Source organism: Streptomyces sp. MGP-BFMKR1, assembly GCF_057766585.1.
Genome location: NZ_CM173408.1, coordinates 4,116,701 through 4,131,998 on the forward strand (window position 1 = coordinate 4,116,701; position 15,298 = coordinate 4,131,998).

The following is a 15,298-nucleotide window of genomic DNA, read 5'->3' on the forward strand; positions in this document are numbered from 1 at the left end:
CCACCTCTGACCCTAGAATCGCCGCATGAGCAACAAAGTGACACTCGATGCCGTTGATCGCGACATTCTGTTTCACCTGGGCCAGGACGGGCGGCTGACCAACGTCGAGCTGGCCAAGCGGGTCGGCCTGACCCCGCCGCCCTGCCTGCGCCGGGTCAAGCGGCTGGAGGAGGCCGGCGTCATCGCCGGGTACCGGGCCGTCATCAACCCGCAGGCCCTGGGCCGTGGCCTGGAGGTCCTCGTCAACGTCGAGATCTACGCCCAGGACCGCAAGAGCTTCCAGGAGTTCGAGGACACCGTGTCCGCCTTCGAGGAGGTCACCGAGTTCCGCCGCATGTACGGGCGCCCGGACTACTTCATCCGCGTCGCGGTCGCCGACCACGCCGCCTACGAGGCGTTCATCACCGACAAGCTCAGCAGCCTGCCCGCCGTACTCCGCCTGGAGTCCCACCTGACCATGAAGGAGATCAAGACCATCCCGTAGGACGTACGCGGAACCCGCGCCCCATCCCGCCCGCGCCCCCTGTCACGCCCTCTCACGCTCCTCACGCCCGGCCAGCGGCTGGCCCGTCCGGCCCCGGTGCCGGCCACGGGACCCCTCCCGGGCCGGCTGCCAACAATGGGCTACGGCCACGCAAGCTCCGTGAACCGGGAAGAGACCGCGATGGACGACACGCCGCACGCCACGCCGGAACCAGGCTCGCGACCCGTTCCCCCGGACGTCGGCGAGCACGACGCGACATCGGACGACGCGGCGGCACCCGACCCGGCGTCGGACTGGGGGACGCCCTGGCCGCCGCCGAAGCCGCCGCGCAGGCGCACGTACGACCCGCTCGCGGTCGCGCTCGGGAACGCCTCGCTGCTCGGCGTCGGCTACCTCTTCCTCGGCCGCCGGCTGCTGGCCCTGGTGCAGGTCGCGGGCGCGGTCGCGCTGGTCGCGGTGTTGCTGGGCCGGGCCGAGCCGTGGTGCGAGTTCGCCGTGCTCGGCTGGTGGCTGCTGACGACCGCGCACGGCTGGTACCTGGCCCGCCGCGGCGACCCGCGCACCACCGCGCGCGGGTACCGCCTGGTCGCCGCCGGCCTGACGCTGGCGGTGCTGCTGAGCGTGGGGCTGCTGCGGCTGGACGCGGCGGGCATCGAGGACGACGTGACCCGGGCCCGCGAACGCGGCGACTGCGCGGCGGTGTTGGCGGCGCAGGACCAGGTGGGGTTCGGTCAGCGGGTGGCCGATGTCCGCGCCGCCGAGCGGGGGGATGCCACCGCCGACGCCTGCCGGCGCCTGGACACCGCGCGCGAGGACCTGACCCGCGGCCTGACCGGCGACACGGACGCGTTGGACAGCGGGTTCGCCACGCTGACCGAGGTGCTTGAGGAGTCGGGCCACGACGCGACGGTGGGCAGGACGCTCGACGCGTTCCTCGGCCGACTGCCCGTCAGCGACGCCTGCCGCACCGCGGAGGTCACCGACTGGCTACGGGAGCGAAAGCCGCGCCACCACGTCCTGCGCCGGACGGCCGACACCGTGCGCCGGGTCGCCCCGCAGGCCCTGGTGAGCTGCGCCGACGACCTGGGCGGCGACAGCGAGTGGGAGCACGCACGCGAGCGCTACCGGCAGCTCATCGACCGCTACCCGGACAACGCGCTCTCCGGTCAGGCCCGGAAGGGCGCCCACCGGGCCACGTTGGCCATCGAGCTGGCGACCGTACGCGACCGACTCGGCGATGCGTACGGCGGCCAGCCCGCGTACTGCTCGAAGCCGGCCAGGTACAGCGCCGCGCCCGCGGCCCGCGAGGGCGCCACCAACCGCGCGCTGATCTACGGCAACGACGCATACACCGACCGGCTCCCGAAGAGTTGGCGGGCCGATGACGCCACCAAGGCCGCGCTGGTGGTCTGCGTGGACGAGACGGAGGCCGACGACAAGGGCAGCGCCGTCCGGACGTGCCCGTACGAGGCGAAGAACGCCGTCGGCGGCGTCGAGCAGGTGACGTTCCACAAGATCGCGATCCCGGTGAAAGTCTACGCGTTGCGCACCGGCAAGCTCGTGGCCGACCGCACCGTGGAGATCGGCGGCGCGAGCTGCCCGCGGTGGCTCAGGTACGAGTACTACCTCACGGACTTCGGCCCGCCGTCCGACATGCCCGTCAAGGAGACCACGGCCGACGTCCGCGCCGCCTTCGAGCCGCTGATCCGCCGCGGGTGAGCCGCGGCCCACGCCGGTGGCGCCGGCCGCCGCCACGGTCGGCGCCGCCACACGCCACGGCGCCCCGGACCACGCGGGTCCGGGGCGCCGTGGCGGCCTCGTACGGGCGAGCCCGCGCGGGGCTACTTGACCGGCTTGGCCGGGTGAGCCTGCGGCTCCGCGCCCCTGGGCTCCTTGGCCGCGGCCTGCTTGGCCGGCGCCGGCTTGCGCAGCCACAGGTGCAGCTCGCGCAGCCGCGCCTCGTCCACCTCGCTGGGCGCGCCCATGAGCAGGTCCTGCGCGTTGCCGTTGAGCGGGAAGGCGATCGTCTCGCGGATGTTGGGCTCGTCCGCGAGCAGCATCACGATGCGGTCCACGCCCGGCGCGATGCCGCCGTGCGGCGGGGCGCCGAACTTGAAGGCGCGGAGCATGCCACCGAACTCGCGCTCCACCTCCTCCTGGGAGTAGCCCGCGATGCCGAACGCCTCGTACATGACCTCGGGCTCGTGGTTCCGGATGGCGCCGGAGGACAGCTCGGTGCCGTTGCAGACGATGTCGTACTGCCAGGCCAGGATGTCCAGCGGGTCCTTGGTGCGCAGCGCCTCCAGGCCGCCCTGCGGCATGGAGAACGGGTTGTGCGAGAACTCGATCGCGCCGGTGTCCTCGTTCTTCTCGAACATCGGGAAGTCCACGACCCAGCAGAACCGGTAGACGTTCTCCTCGAAGTGCCCGGCGCGCTTGGCGGCCTCGACGCGCACCGCGCCCATGATCTTGGAGACCTCGTCGAAGTCGCCGGCGCCGAAGAAGATCGACGTGCCGGCCTTGCCACCGACCTCGGCGACCAGCTTGGCCACGTCGTCCTGGTTAAGAAACTTCGCGATCGGCCCGGTCAGCTTGCCGTCCTCACCGATGCGCACCCAGGCCAGGCCCTTGGCGCCCTGCTCGACGGCGTACTCGCCGAGCTGGTCGAAGAACTTGCGCGGCTGTTCGCCGGTGTCCGGCACGGCCAGGGCGCGCACGTGCTTGTCGGCGAACGCCTTGAAGCCGGAGCCCGCGAACACGTGCGAGACGTCCACCAGCTCCAGGCGGGCCCGCAGGTCGGGCTTGTCCGAGCCGTACTTGAGCATCGCCTCGCGGAAGGGGATGCGCGGGAACGGCGAGGTGACCTCGCGGCCGTCGCCCAGCTCGTTGAACAGGTCGGTCATCACCTTCTCGATGACCTGGAACACGTCCTCCTGCTCGACGAAGCTCATCTCCACGTCGAGTTGGTAGAACTCGCCGGGCGAGCGGTCGGCGCGGGCGTCCTCGTCGCGGAAGCAGGGCGCGATCTGGAAGTAGCGGTCGAAGCCCGCGATCATCAGCAACTGCTTGAACTGCTGCGGGGCCTGCGGCAGCGCGTAGAACTTGCCGGCGTGCAGCCGCGAGGGCACCAGGAAGTCGCGGGCGCCCTCGGGCGAGGTGGCCGACAGGATCGGGGTGGCCAACTCGTTGAAGCCGAGCGCGGTCATCTTCGAGCGCAGCGCGGCGATGACCTTCGAGCGCAGGATGATGTTGCGGTGCATGCGCTCGCGGCGCAGGTCGAGGAAGCGGTACTCGAGGCGGCGCTCCTCGTTCACGTTGTCCTCGGGGAAGACGGTGAACGGCAGCGGGTCGGCGGCGCCCAGCACCTCGACGGCGCTGACCTCGACCTCGATGTCGCCGGTGGGCAGGTCGGGGTTGACGTTGTCCGCGCCGCGCGCGATGACCCGGCCGTCCACCCGGACGACGGTCTCCTTGGTGAGCGAGCTGAGCGCCTCGTTGGCGGCCGTGTCGGGCCGTACGACGAGCTGCACCACGCCGTAGTGGTCGCGCAGGTCGATGAAGAGGATGCCGCCCAGGTTCCGTCGGTTGTGCAGCCAGCCGCTCAACCGCACCTCAGTGTCGACGTCAGCGGCACGGAGCTCGCCGCAGGTGTGGGACCGGTACCGATGCATCATTCATCCAAGTCATCTGAGCGGGGCGTGGACGGCGCGGGCGAGGCTTGGCTGAGCCGGGGCCCGGGCGCGAGTGCCACTGCGGGCAAGGTGCCAGCCTACCGCCCTGCCCGCCGTGGCATCGCGGGCAAGGTACCCGGTCGATGCCCGGAACCGCGGCACGTCACCGCCCGGCCCGCCGGTCGGGTCGACGACCAGCCGTCCTCACTGGTAGCAAATCCATAAATGAACATAAAGTAGGGCAATGCGTACCGAGGATGTTCTGGCCACGATCAGGACCGGCCTGTGGCGGTGGGGCAACGCCTCGGCGAAGGTCACCCTCGACGCCGAGGCGGCCCGGCTCCTCGGGCTGCCCGCCGTGCCCGTCACCCTCCCGGAGGCCACGGCCCGCGCCCGGTTCCACCCCGTCGACTGGACCGAGATCAACGGCATCATCAACCTCGCCCTGACCGAGGGCACCCTCGCCGAGGCCAGGCTGCGGGTCGTGGACGAGCACGGCACCGTGCTGCGCACGGTGCGCAGCCGCACCCGGCCCATCGTGCGCGGCGAACACTTCGAGCTGGTCGGCACCCTTGAGGAGGTCCCCACCCCGGTGCCCGGCACCGCGGCGGCCACCCCCGTCACCGGCGACTGGCGGCGCAACCGCGAGGCGTTCCTGCTGGACGCGGGGCGCGCGCTGGCCGAGGCGCAGTCCAGCGCCGAGGTGCTACGGGTCGCCGCGGGGCTCTCCATGCCCGGCTTCACCCCCGACGGCCTCGCGGTCTTCGGCGTCGAGGGCAACCGGATCACCGTCATCGGCCATCAGGGGTACGGGGAGGAGGACGAGGGGCCGTTCTTCGACATGTCGGTGGACAGCGACTTCCCGGCGGCCGAGGCGGTGCGCACCGGCCGCGCGATCTACCTGCCGACCCCCGAGGACTACCGCCGCCGCTTCCCCGCCGCCTGGGCGCTCGCCCAGCCGCTCGGCCGCCACTCGTGGGCCTTCCTGCCGCTGATCGTGGCGGGCAGGACCATCGGCGCCTGGATGGGCGCCTTCAGCCAGCCGGTGTCCTTCACGCCCGACGAGCGCTCGGTGCTCACCACCATCGCCCGGATGTTCGCGCAGGCCCTGTCGCGGGCCAGCCTGCACGACACCGAGCGCGAACTCGCCGACGGCCTCCAGCGCGCGATGCTGCCCGACCGCAGACCAGAGGTGCCGGGCCTGACCATCGCCGCGCGGTACGTGCCCACCGGCGGCGGACTCCAGGTCGGCGGCGACTGGTACGACGTGATCCCGCTGCCGTCGGGCCGTACGGCGCTGGTCATCGGCGACGTCCAGGGGCACGACGTGCGGGCGGCGGGGCTGATGGGACAGTTGCGGATCGCGCTCCGGGCGTACGCCACCGAGGGCCACCACCCGGACGCGGTGCTCTCCCGCGCCTCCCGGTTCTTCGCGAGCCTGACCGACACCGGCGGCCGGGCCCGGGCCGGCAGCGGCCCGCACATCGAGGACGACGAGAACGCCGACCCGCGCTTCGCGACCTGCCTGTACATGGAGGTGGACCCGGCCACCGGCACCCTGGACGTCGCCCGCGCGGGCCACCCGGACCCGGCCATCGCGCACGGCGACGGCACGGTCATGCTCCGCCCGACGGCGGGCGGCCTGCCGCTCGGCGTCGTCCCCGATGCCGACTACCCCACGACGCGGCTCACCCTCGAACCGGACGAGACGCTGCTGGTCTGCACGGACGGCCTGATCGAGACGGGCGGCCACGACCTGCAGACCGGCTGGGAGCGCATCCGCGCGGTCTTCGGCGAACACCTGCGCGACCTGGACGCCCCCGCCCGGGCGGGGGCGGGCGACGCCGCTGGGGGGAGCGCGGGGGCGGGGGCGCGCCCGGGTACGGGGGCGTCCCCGGGGGCGGTGGTGGGCCCGGCCGCCGGCGCGGGGACGGGCACGGGCGCCGGCGCGGGGACGGGCACGGGTAGCGGCGCGCGGGCGGGTGGTGGCGAGCAGCCGGAGGGCGGTGGGGAGGTGGCCGCCGGCGTGCGCGGCGCGGGCGGCGTGGGCGGGGCCGAGCCGCGGTTGCGCAGTCAGGAGGACCTGGACGCGCTCGCCGACGCGCTGTTGCAGGCCGTCCACGGGCCGCCGTCGCACTACCGGACCGGGCCGCTGGCCGACCGCCGCGAGGACGACATCGCCTTCGTCCTGATATCCCGCGGTCTGCCGAGCCCCGAGGCGGCGGGCCCGCGCAGGCGCCGGGCCGCCATCACCGTGGCGCAGGCCCAGCCGGAGCAGATCTCGCAGGCCCGGCTCCAACTCCGCCAGATGCTGCACGACTGGGCATCGGACGACCAGGTCGAGTCGGCCGTCCTGCTGCTGTCCGAGATGGTCACCAACGTGCTGATGCACACCGACGACGACGCGCTGGTGATCGCCGAGATCAGCGGCGAGCCGGGCGCGCGCCGGCTACGCCTCGACGTAGCCGACGCCAGCGACGAACTCCCGCACCGCCGCCACCCGGGCGAACTGGCGTCCTCAGGCCGCGGACTGCTGCTGATGGAGATGCTCGCGGGCTCCTGGGGCGTGGACCCACGGGGCGAGGGCAAGTGCATCTGGGTCGAGCTGCACGAGCCGGCCGCCCAGCCCACCACCGCCCCGGCCACCCACGCCACGAGGACCGCCACCGTCACGCCGGCCCGTACGCCCACCACCCCCGCCCCGACGCCGGAGCCGCCCCCTCGGCCGGAGCCGCCCCCCGCGCCGGGGCAGCCGCCCTTCCCCAAGCCGGACGCGACGGCGCAGGGTGGAGCGGCGTCGGGCTGAGCGGTGCCGAGCGGCGACGGAGGGCCCGAGCGGCGCCGGGCTGGGGCGATGGCGAGCGGGCAGCGGCGGGAGGCCGGGCGGCAGCGGGACAGCCGATCGGCGGCGGCGCGGGGGCCAGACCCAAGCCCCCGGAGATCACTGCCCCGGCACGGTGGTCCCGGCGAGGCGTAGGCGTCGCGCGAGCCAGGTGATCGCCACGTAGTACAAGGGTGTGAAAGTTGTTTCAAGCACGAGGGCCTGCCACGGGGCAGTGGCTGCGGAGTCGGTCTCGTCCAGTTCGCCGAGTGCCGTGGCGAGGCCGAGGACAAGCATGTTGTTGGCGATGTGCAGAGCGACAACGGCCTCTAGTCCGCCGGTGCGGACAACTAGCATGCCCCACCACAGAGATGAGGAGAGAAGTAGCGCGAAGCCGGACAGCGAGCCCCAGCCGTGGGCGCACGCGAACATCACGGCAGAGGCCACAGTCCCGGGCCAGGGGGAGCGGGCGAACCGGCCCACGAACTGGGTGAGCCAACCTCGGAATACGTACTCCTCCGCTGCCGCCTGAAAGGGCACGAGCGCCAAGACAAGGACGAGGGCCCCCACGACCGCCGGCCACGCGGGCGCCGTGGCAGAGCCCTCGGAGGGTGAGCCGGATTCGTCAGGGACCCATGCCAGATACAGCGTGAGCTGCACGGCGTACAGAGGGAAAGCCAACGCTGCGCAGCGGCCTGCCCACCGCCACCTAAAGCGTCCGGTGACCGACGACAGCGCGCCCGAACGGTGCCGGCCGAATCGCCGTACCGCCAGCAGTACCGCAGGCAGGCCCGCGGCGATGGAGATGAAGAGCAGAGCCGTATCCGCGAGCGGATCAGAGAAGACCTGATCGCTGTCCGTACTCGCGGATACTTCGAACACGTCCGCGCCAATGACCCCAACCATCAGTACACCCAGAACCGCGGCCAGGAGGAACAGGAGAACGGTCAGCAACTCTTTGACCGAGGCTCGCGGCCCGAAGCGGTCGTCACGGGCCTGCTCGTGATACCGAAGGCCAACCGGGTGAGAATGCCGAGCGAGAGGGGGTCGCGCTGCCTCAGATGCCATCGTTGGTGGCACGGCTGTCAGCGTCAGGTGTACGCGTGGTGTTTCCGCGACGCCGATGATTTCTCGCCACCCGGCGAATGGCCTGGTCAGCACCACCGAGGGCGAGCGAGGCGGCGACAGCGACCAACAGTACGAGCCAGTATCCGTAGCCCAGTGCTTGGCGCAGTCCGAAGCTCAGCGCCAATCCGAAGAGGATGAGCAGCCACGCAGGCAAACCCGAATTTTCGACCTTTCGGACACCGCTTTGTTTTTCAGGAATGACAGTCCTCCTTGCACAACGACGACAAGAGGCCCCCAGGTCATTCATGCCCGAGGATCCGGGGGCCTCTTGAATCAACCGTTTACCGTGTCGCTATCCGGATCAGTGGAACAGGTTCCAGATCTCCCACAAGTGGCTGCCGACGCCGGCGGCGGCCAAGGGCGCCTTGACGTACCAGGGCAGATTCTTGTACCAGTTCTTGAAGGACTTGTACGAACCCTTGACCGCCTTGGCGAACCCCTTGACCTTCTTGAGGAGCTTGACCAGCGAGTCGAGCTTGCCCTTGGTCCCGATGTTGGTGCCGTTCGCGAACGCCTGAAGCTCTGCGCGCTCCTGGGCGTTGAAGCGGTCTCCCTCGTACTTCAGGAGGTTCGCTGCGAGCTGCCGCACCGCCTGGCTCTCGTTGACCCCCGACAAGGGAGCGCTCACGCTCACGCGTTCAGCTCCAGGCGACTGGGCAAGAGCTGCCGGAGCGGCAACGCCCACCGCGATCACGGCCGTCACCGAGAGGGCTATACTTTTGATGGTCTTGTTCATCGTGTCTCATTCTTTCGATGTCGGGACTGGACAAGCGGGGGCCGGCTGATGGTTGCCTCCGGAAGCCGGCCCCCGCATTCTTGCGCATTCACACAACATTGAGTCACACCCTGCGATCCTCTTCCGATCGCATTCACTCATCACTCACGCAACGCGAATTTCGGCCGAGTACCGGCGCGTGCTGCGCTCCGCCTATCGTCATCCTTTCCGCGACGGAGTGAGCTCACCGTTCGAGCCGCCAGGGGCGATACCATCCCCTTTCCAATTTCGCCGCGGTCGTCAACCATGACTGCGCGGCGACCAATCGGCTTGACCATTTCCCGGGAACGGCGTGAAGCCTAGAGCCTTCGCCACACCCAAGAAAAGGCCCCCAAAAGTGGAACAGTCACCACTCCATCACACGGAGCGACCATTGCGGAGATGCCGGACGAGACGAACAGGACAAAATAGCCCTCCGCTCCCCTCTCCCTGAGAGGACGCGGTAAATCCGGACACCATGCGTCAACAACGGACAAGTCATGTGGTGTGCGTCACGCTTGGCGTGGCGGGTGCCCACCCCTCGCCTGATCTGCGGAAACAGGACTGCACACGGACCGGCGACCCGTTGGGCATGTGCCGCCGAGGTCTTGCCCGCCAGGCCGGCTCACTCCCTGATCGTTTGCCCGCACTCATGGAGCCGTCTCATGCCTATGGGACGGTCAAGGGACGTCCGACGAGGCCACCCGCCCACCCCCGCCCAGCTACACCCCCACACCCCGCTAAGGCCGCTCGTACGGCCCCCCGGCCGCGTACGGCCCCACGTCGCGCCCCTCGGAGCCGCCCCCGCACCCCGTCGCCGTCGCGCCCGCGGCACCGGGGCCCGCGCCACCACCGGGTCCGCCACCGCCCCCGCCAGGCCCACCAGAATCACCCGGGTCGCCCGGGTCGCCGTCGCCCGCGCCGGAGTCAGGCGCCTCGCGGCCGTAGTGGTCGCGCAGGTCGGAGACGACGCCGAAGGCCGCGGCGGTGAGGGGGACGGCCAGCAGCATGCCGAGGATGCCGGCCAGGCTGGCGCCCGCCGTGAGGGTGATCATGACGACGGCGGGGTGCATCTGCACCGTGCGGCTCTGCACCACCGGCTGGAGCACGTGCCCCTCAAGGACCTGGACGGCCAGCACGACGCCCAGCGCCCACAGCGCGATCGCGAGGCCGCCGTCGGCGAAGGCGACGAGGACGGCCACCGCGCCGGAGAGAAACGCGCCCAGGTAGGGGATGTAGGCGCCGACGAAGACCAGCGCGCCCAGCCCCACCGCGCCGGGCACGCTCAGCACGAGCAGCCCGATGGTGATGCACACCGCGTCGATGAGCGCGATCACCGTGGTGCCGCGCATGAAGCCCTCGACGGCCTGGAAGGCCCGCCGGGCCACCGCCTCGAGCCGGGGGCCCGTACCGCGCGGCGCGTACGCGTGCAGGGTGCGCACCGCCCGGTCGGCGTCGCGCAGGAAGAAAAAGGTGAGCAGCAGCGCGAGGAACGCGGCGGCGGCCATCTGGCCGACGACGCTGAGCCCGGAGAGCAGCCCGGTCGCCGCCGTACCGCCGAACTTGTCGGCCAGCTCCCGCCCGTTGGAGGCCATGTCATCCACGGAGTTGCCCGCGATGTCGAAGTCCCCCGACAGGTCCCGCGCCGCGTCCTTGACCGAGGCGACGATCTGGTCGCCGCTGTCGACGAGGGCCTGCACGACGATGTAGACGGCCCCGCCGACGACCGCAAGCAGCGCCAGACAGGTGAGCCCGGCGGCGAGCGAGGCGTTCAGGTGCCTGCGCACCAGCCACCGGTACAGCGGCCCGAGCAGGGCGGAGCCGAGCAGCGCGAGCAGCACGGGCGTGACGGCGGCCTTGAGCACCACCGTGAGCCAGACGACCACCCCGGCCACGGCGGCCATCAACAGCAGCACCCCGCACCAGGCGGCGACCCGGCGCACCTCGTACGGCAACAGGGCGGGCTCCGGCGCGCGCGGCGGAGCAGGGCGATCACTGGGCACGCCCCCAGCCCACCACGTGCGCCCCCACGCCACCCGCCGACAGCCGCCGCGCGGGTGACGGCCCGTCACGGGTCGGTTAGCGGGCCGCCGCGCGGGGAGGTCGTTCGGCGGCGCCGGCCGCCCCAACGGCCGGCGCCGCCGTCGCATGGCCCGGTGCGCCCGACGTGAGGCCGCACCCCATCGGACGCCCTGGCCTGGCTCTGGTCCCGGGCCGGACGGCCCGGGGGTGGGTCAGGGCGCGCACCGCGTCCTACGCGTGCGGCAGGCGCTCGGTCGACGGGATGACGCCCAGCCGGCCCGCCTGGAAGTCATCGACCGCTTGCTGGAGTTCGGCGCGGGTGTTCATCACGAACGGCCCGTAGTGCGCCATGGGCTCACGGATCGGCTGCCCGCCGAGGAGCAGCACCTCCAGGGCGTTCGATCGGGAGTCCTGCTTCGCGTCCGCACCGATCGTGAGCGCATCGCCGCTACCGAAGACAACGGTCTGCCCCAGGCGCACGGGCCGCCGGTCCGTTCCGACGTAGCCGTTTCCAGCGAGCACGTACGCGAGCGCGTTGAAGTCGGGCCGCCACGGAAGGGTCAGCTCGGCTCCGGCACTCACCGTGGCGTGCACCAGCGTGATCGGCGTGTGAGTGATCCCAGGTCCCTCGTTGCCGTCGAGGTCCCCGGCGATCAACCGGACTATGGAACCACCGTCGGCGCTGGTCAGGTACGTGACGCTGCCGCCGCCGATGTCCTGGTAGCGCGGCGCCATCATCTTGTCCTTGGCCGGCAGGTTGACCCACAACTGGATTCCGTGGAACAGCCCGCCGGACATGACAAGTTCTTCGGGCGGAGTCTCGATGTGGAGCAGTCCGGACCCGGCCGTCATCCACTGGGTGTCACCGTCGTTGATGACACCGCCCCCACCGTGGGAGTCACGGTGGATGAAGCTTCCGTCCATCAGATACGTGACGGTCTCGAACCCTCGATGCGGGTGCCATGGAGTCCCACGCGGTTCGCCTGCCTCGTAGTTCACCTCACCCATCTGGTCCATCATGATGAACGGGTCGAGGTGCCGGTAGTCGATGCCGGCGAAGGCGCGACGAACGGGGAAGCCCTCCCCCTCCAAGCCGCTCGGGGCGGTACTCACGGTGAGCACAGGGCGAGGCTTCGCGTCCGTAGGGGCGCCGACCCGGGGAAGGGCCAGCGGGTCAGCCGGGGTGATGGCAGGCATGGGAATCTCCGCGTGAGTGAGAAAGGTTTCCGCAGGTCAGAACCGTGATGACGACTTCCCTAGGCCCGACGCACCGGAAAGCCCTCGCCCTCCAGGCCGCTGGGCGCGGTGGTCACGTTCAGCACGGGCCGTGGGCGCGCGGGCTCCTGGCCGGCGCGGGTGGCGGGTGCGGCGACGCGCGGCAGCGTCAGCGGGTTCTCAACGGTTACGGCGGGCATGACGGCCTCCTCGGTCGTTCGGGATTCAACTTAGTTGAATAGTGAACGACTGGCAAGACGCGGCCATTCCCGCCCGGAACGCCAGGCGCCACTTTCGGCCACGCCACCCGGGTCGCGCCCCCACCCGCCACACCGCCCCCGGACGCGACGAAACCCGGGCCGGGCCGCGCGTACGCGGTCCGGCCCGGGTTCGTCGGGCCAGTGGGGGCGGGGGACGCCCCGGCGAGGGGCGGGGCCTCAGCCGTACATCTGCCGCATGGCGTAGTCCACCATCTGCTCCACGGCCTTCGCGTCGAACACCATGCGGTGCTGGCCCTCCATGTCGAGCACGAAGCCGTACCCCGTCGGGAGCAGGTCGAGGACCTCGGCGCCGGTGATCACGAAGTACTTGGACTCCTTGCCGGCGTAGCGGCGCAGCTCCTTGAGCGAGCTGAACATCGGGATCACCGGCTGCTGGGTGTTGTGCAGCGCGAGGAAGCCGGGGTTGTCGCCGCGCGGGCAGTAGACCTTCGAGGTGGAGAAGATCTGCTGGAAGTCCTCGGGCGCCATGGTGCCCGTGGTGAAGGCGCGGACCGCGTCGGCCAGCGACGGGGGCGACGGCTCCGGGTACAGCGGCTGCTCGCCGTACCCCGCGCCCGGCTGACCCTGGTGGCCGTGCTGGCCCTGGTGGCCGTGCGGCGGCTGCTGCGGCGGTGGCGGGGCGGCGTACTGCTGCCCGCCCGCGTTCTGGTCGTAGCCGTACATGTCATAGAGCGTACTGAGTCACAGTTGGGCTATTGAGGGTTGCCTCTTATTACCGGTGGGTAGCATCATGGCGGTCATCGTTTGAAACGCATACGAGAACCGATCCCACCCCCGGCCGGGCGCCGTCGGCGCCTCGCTGGGTCGAGCCTTACGGAGCCGTCGCCATGGGGCACTACAAGTCGAATCTCCGCGACATCGAGTTCAACCTCTTCGAGGTGCTCGGCCGCGACAAGCTGTACGGCACCGGCCCGTTCGCCGAGATGGACGTCGAGACCGCCAAGAGCGTGCTGTCCGAGATCGCCCGCCTCTCGGAGAACGAGCTGGCCGACTCGTATGCGGACGGCGACCGGACCCCGCCGGTCTTCGACCCGGACACGAACACCGCGCCGCTGCCGGACACCTTCAAGAAGAGCTACCAGGCGTACATGGACGCCGAGTGGTGGCGCCTCGGCCTCCAGGAGGAGCTGGGCGGCACCACGGCGCCGCGCTCGCTGCTCTGGGGCTTCGCCGAGACGATCCTCGGCGCCAACCCGGCGGTGTGGATGTACGCCTCGGGCCCGGCGTTCGCGGGCGTGCTCTTCGAGGAGGGCACCGAGCAGCAGAAGCACATCGCCAAGCTCGCGGTGGACAAGCAGTGGGGCTCCACCATGGTGCTGACCGAGCCGGACGCCGGCTCCGACGTCGGCGCCGGCCGCACCAAGGCCACCCAGCAGGACGACGGCTCCTGGCACATCGAGGGCGTCAAGCGCTTCATCACCTCGGGCGAGCACGACATGTCCGAGAACATCCTGCACTACGTCCTCGCCCGCCCCGAGGGCCACGGCCCGGGCACCAAGGGCCTGTCGCTGTTCCTCGTCCCGAAGTACGAGTTCGACTTCGAGACCGGCGAGCTGGGCGAGCGCAACGGCGTCTACGCCACCAACGTCGAGCACAAGATGGGCCTCAAGGCGTCCAACACGTGCGAGATGACCTTCGGCGACCGGCACCCCGCCAAGGGCTGGCTGATCGGCGAGAAGCACGACGGCATCCGGCAGATGTTCCGCATCATCGAGTTCGCCCGGATGATGGTCGGCACGAAGGCCATCGCGACCCTGTCCACCGGCTACCTCAACGCCCTGGAGTACGCCAAGGAGCGCGTGCAGGGCCCGGACCTGGCCGCCTTCACGGACAAGACCGCCCCGCGCGTCACCATCACCCACCACCCCGACGTGCGCCGCTCGCTGATGACGCAGAAGGCGTACGCCGAGGGCATGCGCGCCCTGGTGCTGTACACCGCCTCCGTCCAGGACGAGATCCTGGTCAAGGAGGCCGCGGGCGAGGACGCCAAGGCGCTGCACGGCCTGAACGACCTGCTGCTGCCGATCGTGAAGGGCTACGGCTCGGAGAAGTCCTACGAGCAGCTCGCCCAGTCGCTCCAGACCTTCGGCGGCTCCGGGTACCTCCAGGAGTACCCGATCGAGCAGTACATCCGGGACGCCAAGATCGACACCCTCTACGAGGGCACCACCGCCATCCAGGGCCAGGACTACTTCTTCCGGAAGATCGTCCGCGACCAGGGCCAGGCGCTGACCACGCTCTCCGACGAGATCAAGAAGTTCCTCGCCGAGGCGGGGGGCGGCGACGAGCTGGCCGCGGCCCGCGAGGAGCTGGCCAAGGCGGCCGTCGACCTGGAGGCCATCGTCAGCGCGATGCTGACCGACCTGGCCGCCACCGAGAAGGACGTCACGTCCATCTACAAGGTCGGCCTCAACACCACCCGGCTGCTGCTCGCCTCCGGTGACGTGATCGTCGGCTACCTGCTGCTGCGCGGCGCCGCGGTCGCGGCGGCCAAGCTGCCCACCGCCACCGCCAAGGACGTGCCCTTCTACCAGGGCAAGGTCGCCGCCGCGAAGTTCTTCGCGCACAACGTGCTGCCGGGCGTGAGCACCCAGCGGGCGCTCGCCGAGTCCATCGACCAGTCCCTGATGGAGCTGGACGAGGCCGCTTTCTAGGCCGAGAGTCACTGCCGCCTTCTAGGTCGCGCCAGGAGTCGCCGGCGGGGCCGCGCGCCCCGTACCCCCGGGCCGCCACCGGCGCCCCGGGGCACCCAGGCCACTGTCACCCCACGAGACGGGGCCCGCTTCCCACCCCACGGGGAAGCGGGCCCCGTCGGCCGCTTCCGGGCCGGCGCGGGGCCCTGGCGGGGCCGGGCCGTGGAGGAACCCTGGCGGGATCGGGAGGGGCTTTGGCGGGGTCGGGCGGGGGTCGGTGGGAGGTTGG

At 71.1% G+C, this 15,298-nt stretch carries 12 protein-coding genes; 4 read left to right on the top strand and 8 right to left on the bottom strand.

Features of this window, described 5'->3' with window-relative positions; all coding sequences use genetic code 11:
* Positions 1-25 precede the first annotated feature (25 nt).
* Both AC3CHW_RS15825 and AC3CHW_RS15830 read left to right on the top strand, forming a co-directional pair.
* On the top strand, positions 26-484 hold the full coding sequence (locus AC3CHW_RS15825) for an Lrp/AsnC family transcriptional regulator (protein ID WP_398608514.1): 459 nt from the start codon (positions 26-28) through the stop codon (positions 482-484).
* 159 nt (positions 485-643) lie between these two features.
* Positions 644-2,203: a hypothetical protein gene (locus AC3CHW_RS15830; protein ID WP_488470881.1), complete on the top strand. Its 1,560-nt coding sequence runs from the start codon at positions 644-646 to the stop codon at positions 2,201-2,203.
* A 122-nt stretch (positions 2,204-2,325) separates the two neighbouring features.
* Here the strand turns inward: AC3CHW_RS15830 and aspS are convergent, their stop codons facing one another.
* Positions 2,326-4,155 (bottom strand): aspartate--tRNA ligase, encoded by a 1,830-nt coding sequence (gene aspS / locus AC3CHW_RS15835; protein ID WP_488471069.1) that lies wholly within the window; start codon positions 4,153-4,155, stop codon positions 2,326-2,328.
* 244 nt (positions 4,156-4,399) lie between these two features.
* Between aspS and AC3CHW_RS15840 the strand changes: the two genes are divergently transcribed.
* The gene (locus AC3CHW_RS15840) at positions 4,400-6,961 is read left to right on the top strand and encodes an ATP-binding SpoIIE family protein phosphatase (RefSeq protein ID WP_488470882.1); all 2,562 of its coding nucleotides are present in this window, start codon (positions 4,400-4,402) and stop codon (positions 6,959-6,961) included.
* A 135-nt stretch (positions 6,962-7,096) separates the two neighbouring features.
* On the opposite strand, the gene AC3CHW_RS15845 is transcribed toward AC3CHW_RS15840, so the two are convergent.
* The 7 genes from AC3CHW_RS15845 to AC3CHW_RS15875 all read right to left on the bottom strand — a co-directional run bounded on the left by AC3CHW_RS15845 (position 7,097) and on the right by AC3CHW_RS15875 (position 13,039).
* A complete protein-coding gene (locus tag AC3CHW_RS15845) occupies positions 7,097-7,930 on the bottom strand; it encodes a CPBP family intramembrane glutamic endopeptidase (protein ID WP_398608511.1) in 834 nt (277 codons plus the stop codon).
* 103 nt (positions 7,931-8,033) lie between these two features.
* A complete protein-coding gene (locus AC3CHW_RS15850) occupies positions 8,034-8,351 on the bottom strand; it encodes a hypothetical protein (RefSeq protein ID WP_398608510.1) in 318 nt (105 codons plus the stop codon).
* 54 nt (positions 8,352-8,405) lie between these two features.
* A complete protein-coding gene (locus AC3CHW_RS15855) occupies positions 8,406-8,732 on the bottom strand; it encodes a hypothetical protein (protein ID WP_398608509.1) in 327 nt (108 codons plus the stop codon).
* Positions 8,733-9,598: 866 nt separating this feature from the next.
* On the bottom strand, positions 9,599-10,861 hold the full coding sequence (locus AC3CHW_RS15860) for an AI-2E family transporter (protein ID WP_488470883.1): 1,263 nt from the start codon (positions 10,859-10,861) through the stop codon (positions 9,599-9,601).
* 250 nt (positions 10,862-11,111) lie between these two features.
* A complete protein-coding gene (locus tag AC3CHW_RS15865) occupies positions 11,112-12,077 on the bottom strand; it encodes a pirin family protein (RefSeq protein ID WP_488470884.1) in 966 nt (321 codons plus the stop codon).
* A 59-nt stretch (positions 12,078-12,136) separates the two neighbouring features.
* Positions 12,137-12,295 carry a hypothetical protein gene (locus AC3CHW_RS15870; RefSeq protein WP_187089397.1) on the bottom strand — a complete coding sequence of 53 codons (159 nt, stop codon included), beginning with the start codon at positions 12,293-12,295 and terminating at the stop codon, positions 12,137-12,139.
* A 237-nt stretch (positions 12,296-12,532) separates the two neighbouring features.
* Positions 12,533-13,039 carry an SseB family protein gene (locus tag AC3CHW_RS15875; RefSeq protein WP_398608505.1) on the bottom strand — a complete coding sequence of 169 codons (507 nt, stop codon included), beginning with the start codon at positions 13,037-13,039 and terminating at the stop codon, positions 12,533-12,535.
* 164 nt (positions 13,040-13,203) lie between these two features.
* Between AC3CHW_RS15875 and AC3CHW_RS15880 the strand changes: the two genes are divergently transcribed.
* Entirely contained in the window at positions 13,204-15,030 is a 1,827-nt protein-coding gene (locus AC3CHW_RS15880; RefSeq protein WP_398608504.1) for an acyl-CoA dehydrogenase, read from the top strand.
* The last annotated feature ends 268 nt before the right edge of the window (positions 15,031-15,298 follow it).

What these genes read in the sequence shown, in the direction of transcription:
- AC3CHW_RS15870 (WP_187089397.1), bottom strand. Translation starts at nt 12,295, where the DNA reads ATGCCCGCCGTAACCGTTGAGAACCCGCTGACGCTGCCGCGCGTCGCC.
- AC3CHW_RS15865 (WP_488470884.1), bottom strand. Translation starts at nt 12,077, where the DNA reads ATGCCTGCCATCACCCCGGCTGACCCGCTGGCCCTTCCCCGGGTCGGC.
- AC3CHW_RS15880 (WP_398608504.1), top strand. Translation starts at nt 13,204, where the DNA reads ATGGGGCACTACAAGTCGAATCTCCGCGACATCGAGTTCAACCTCTTC.
- AC3CHW_RS15840 (WP_488470882.1), top strand. Translation starts at nt 4,400, where the DNA reads ATGCGTACCGAGGATGTTCTGGCCACGATCAGGACCGGCCTGTGGCGG.
- AC3CHW_RS15875 (WP_398608505.1), bottom strand. Translation starts at nt 13,039, where the DNA reads ATGTACGGCTACGACCAGAACGCGGGCGGGCAGCAGTACGCCGCCCCG.
- AC3CHW_RS15825 (WP_398608514.1), top strand. Translation starts at nt 26, where the DNA reads ATGAGCAACAAAGTGACACTCGATGCCGTTGATCGCGACATTCTGTTT.
- aspS (WP_488471069.1), bottom strand. Translation starts at nt 4,155, where the DNA reads ATGCATCGGTACCGGTCCCACACCTGCGGCGAGCTCCGTGCCGCTGAC.
- AC3CHW_RS15850 (WP_398608510.1), bottom strand. Translation starts at nt 8,351, where the DNA reads ATGAATGACCTGGGGGCCTCTTGTCGTCGTTGTGCAAGGAGGACTGTC.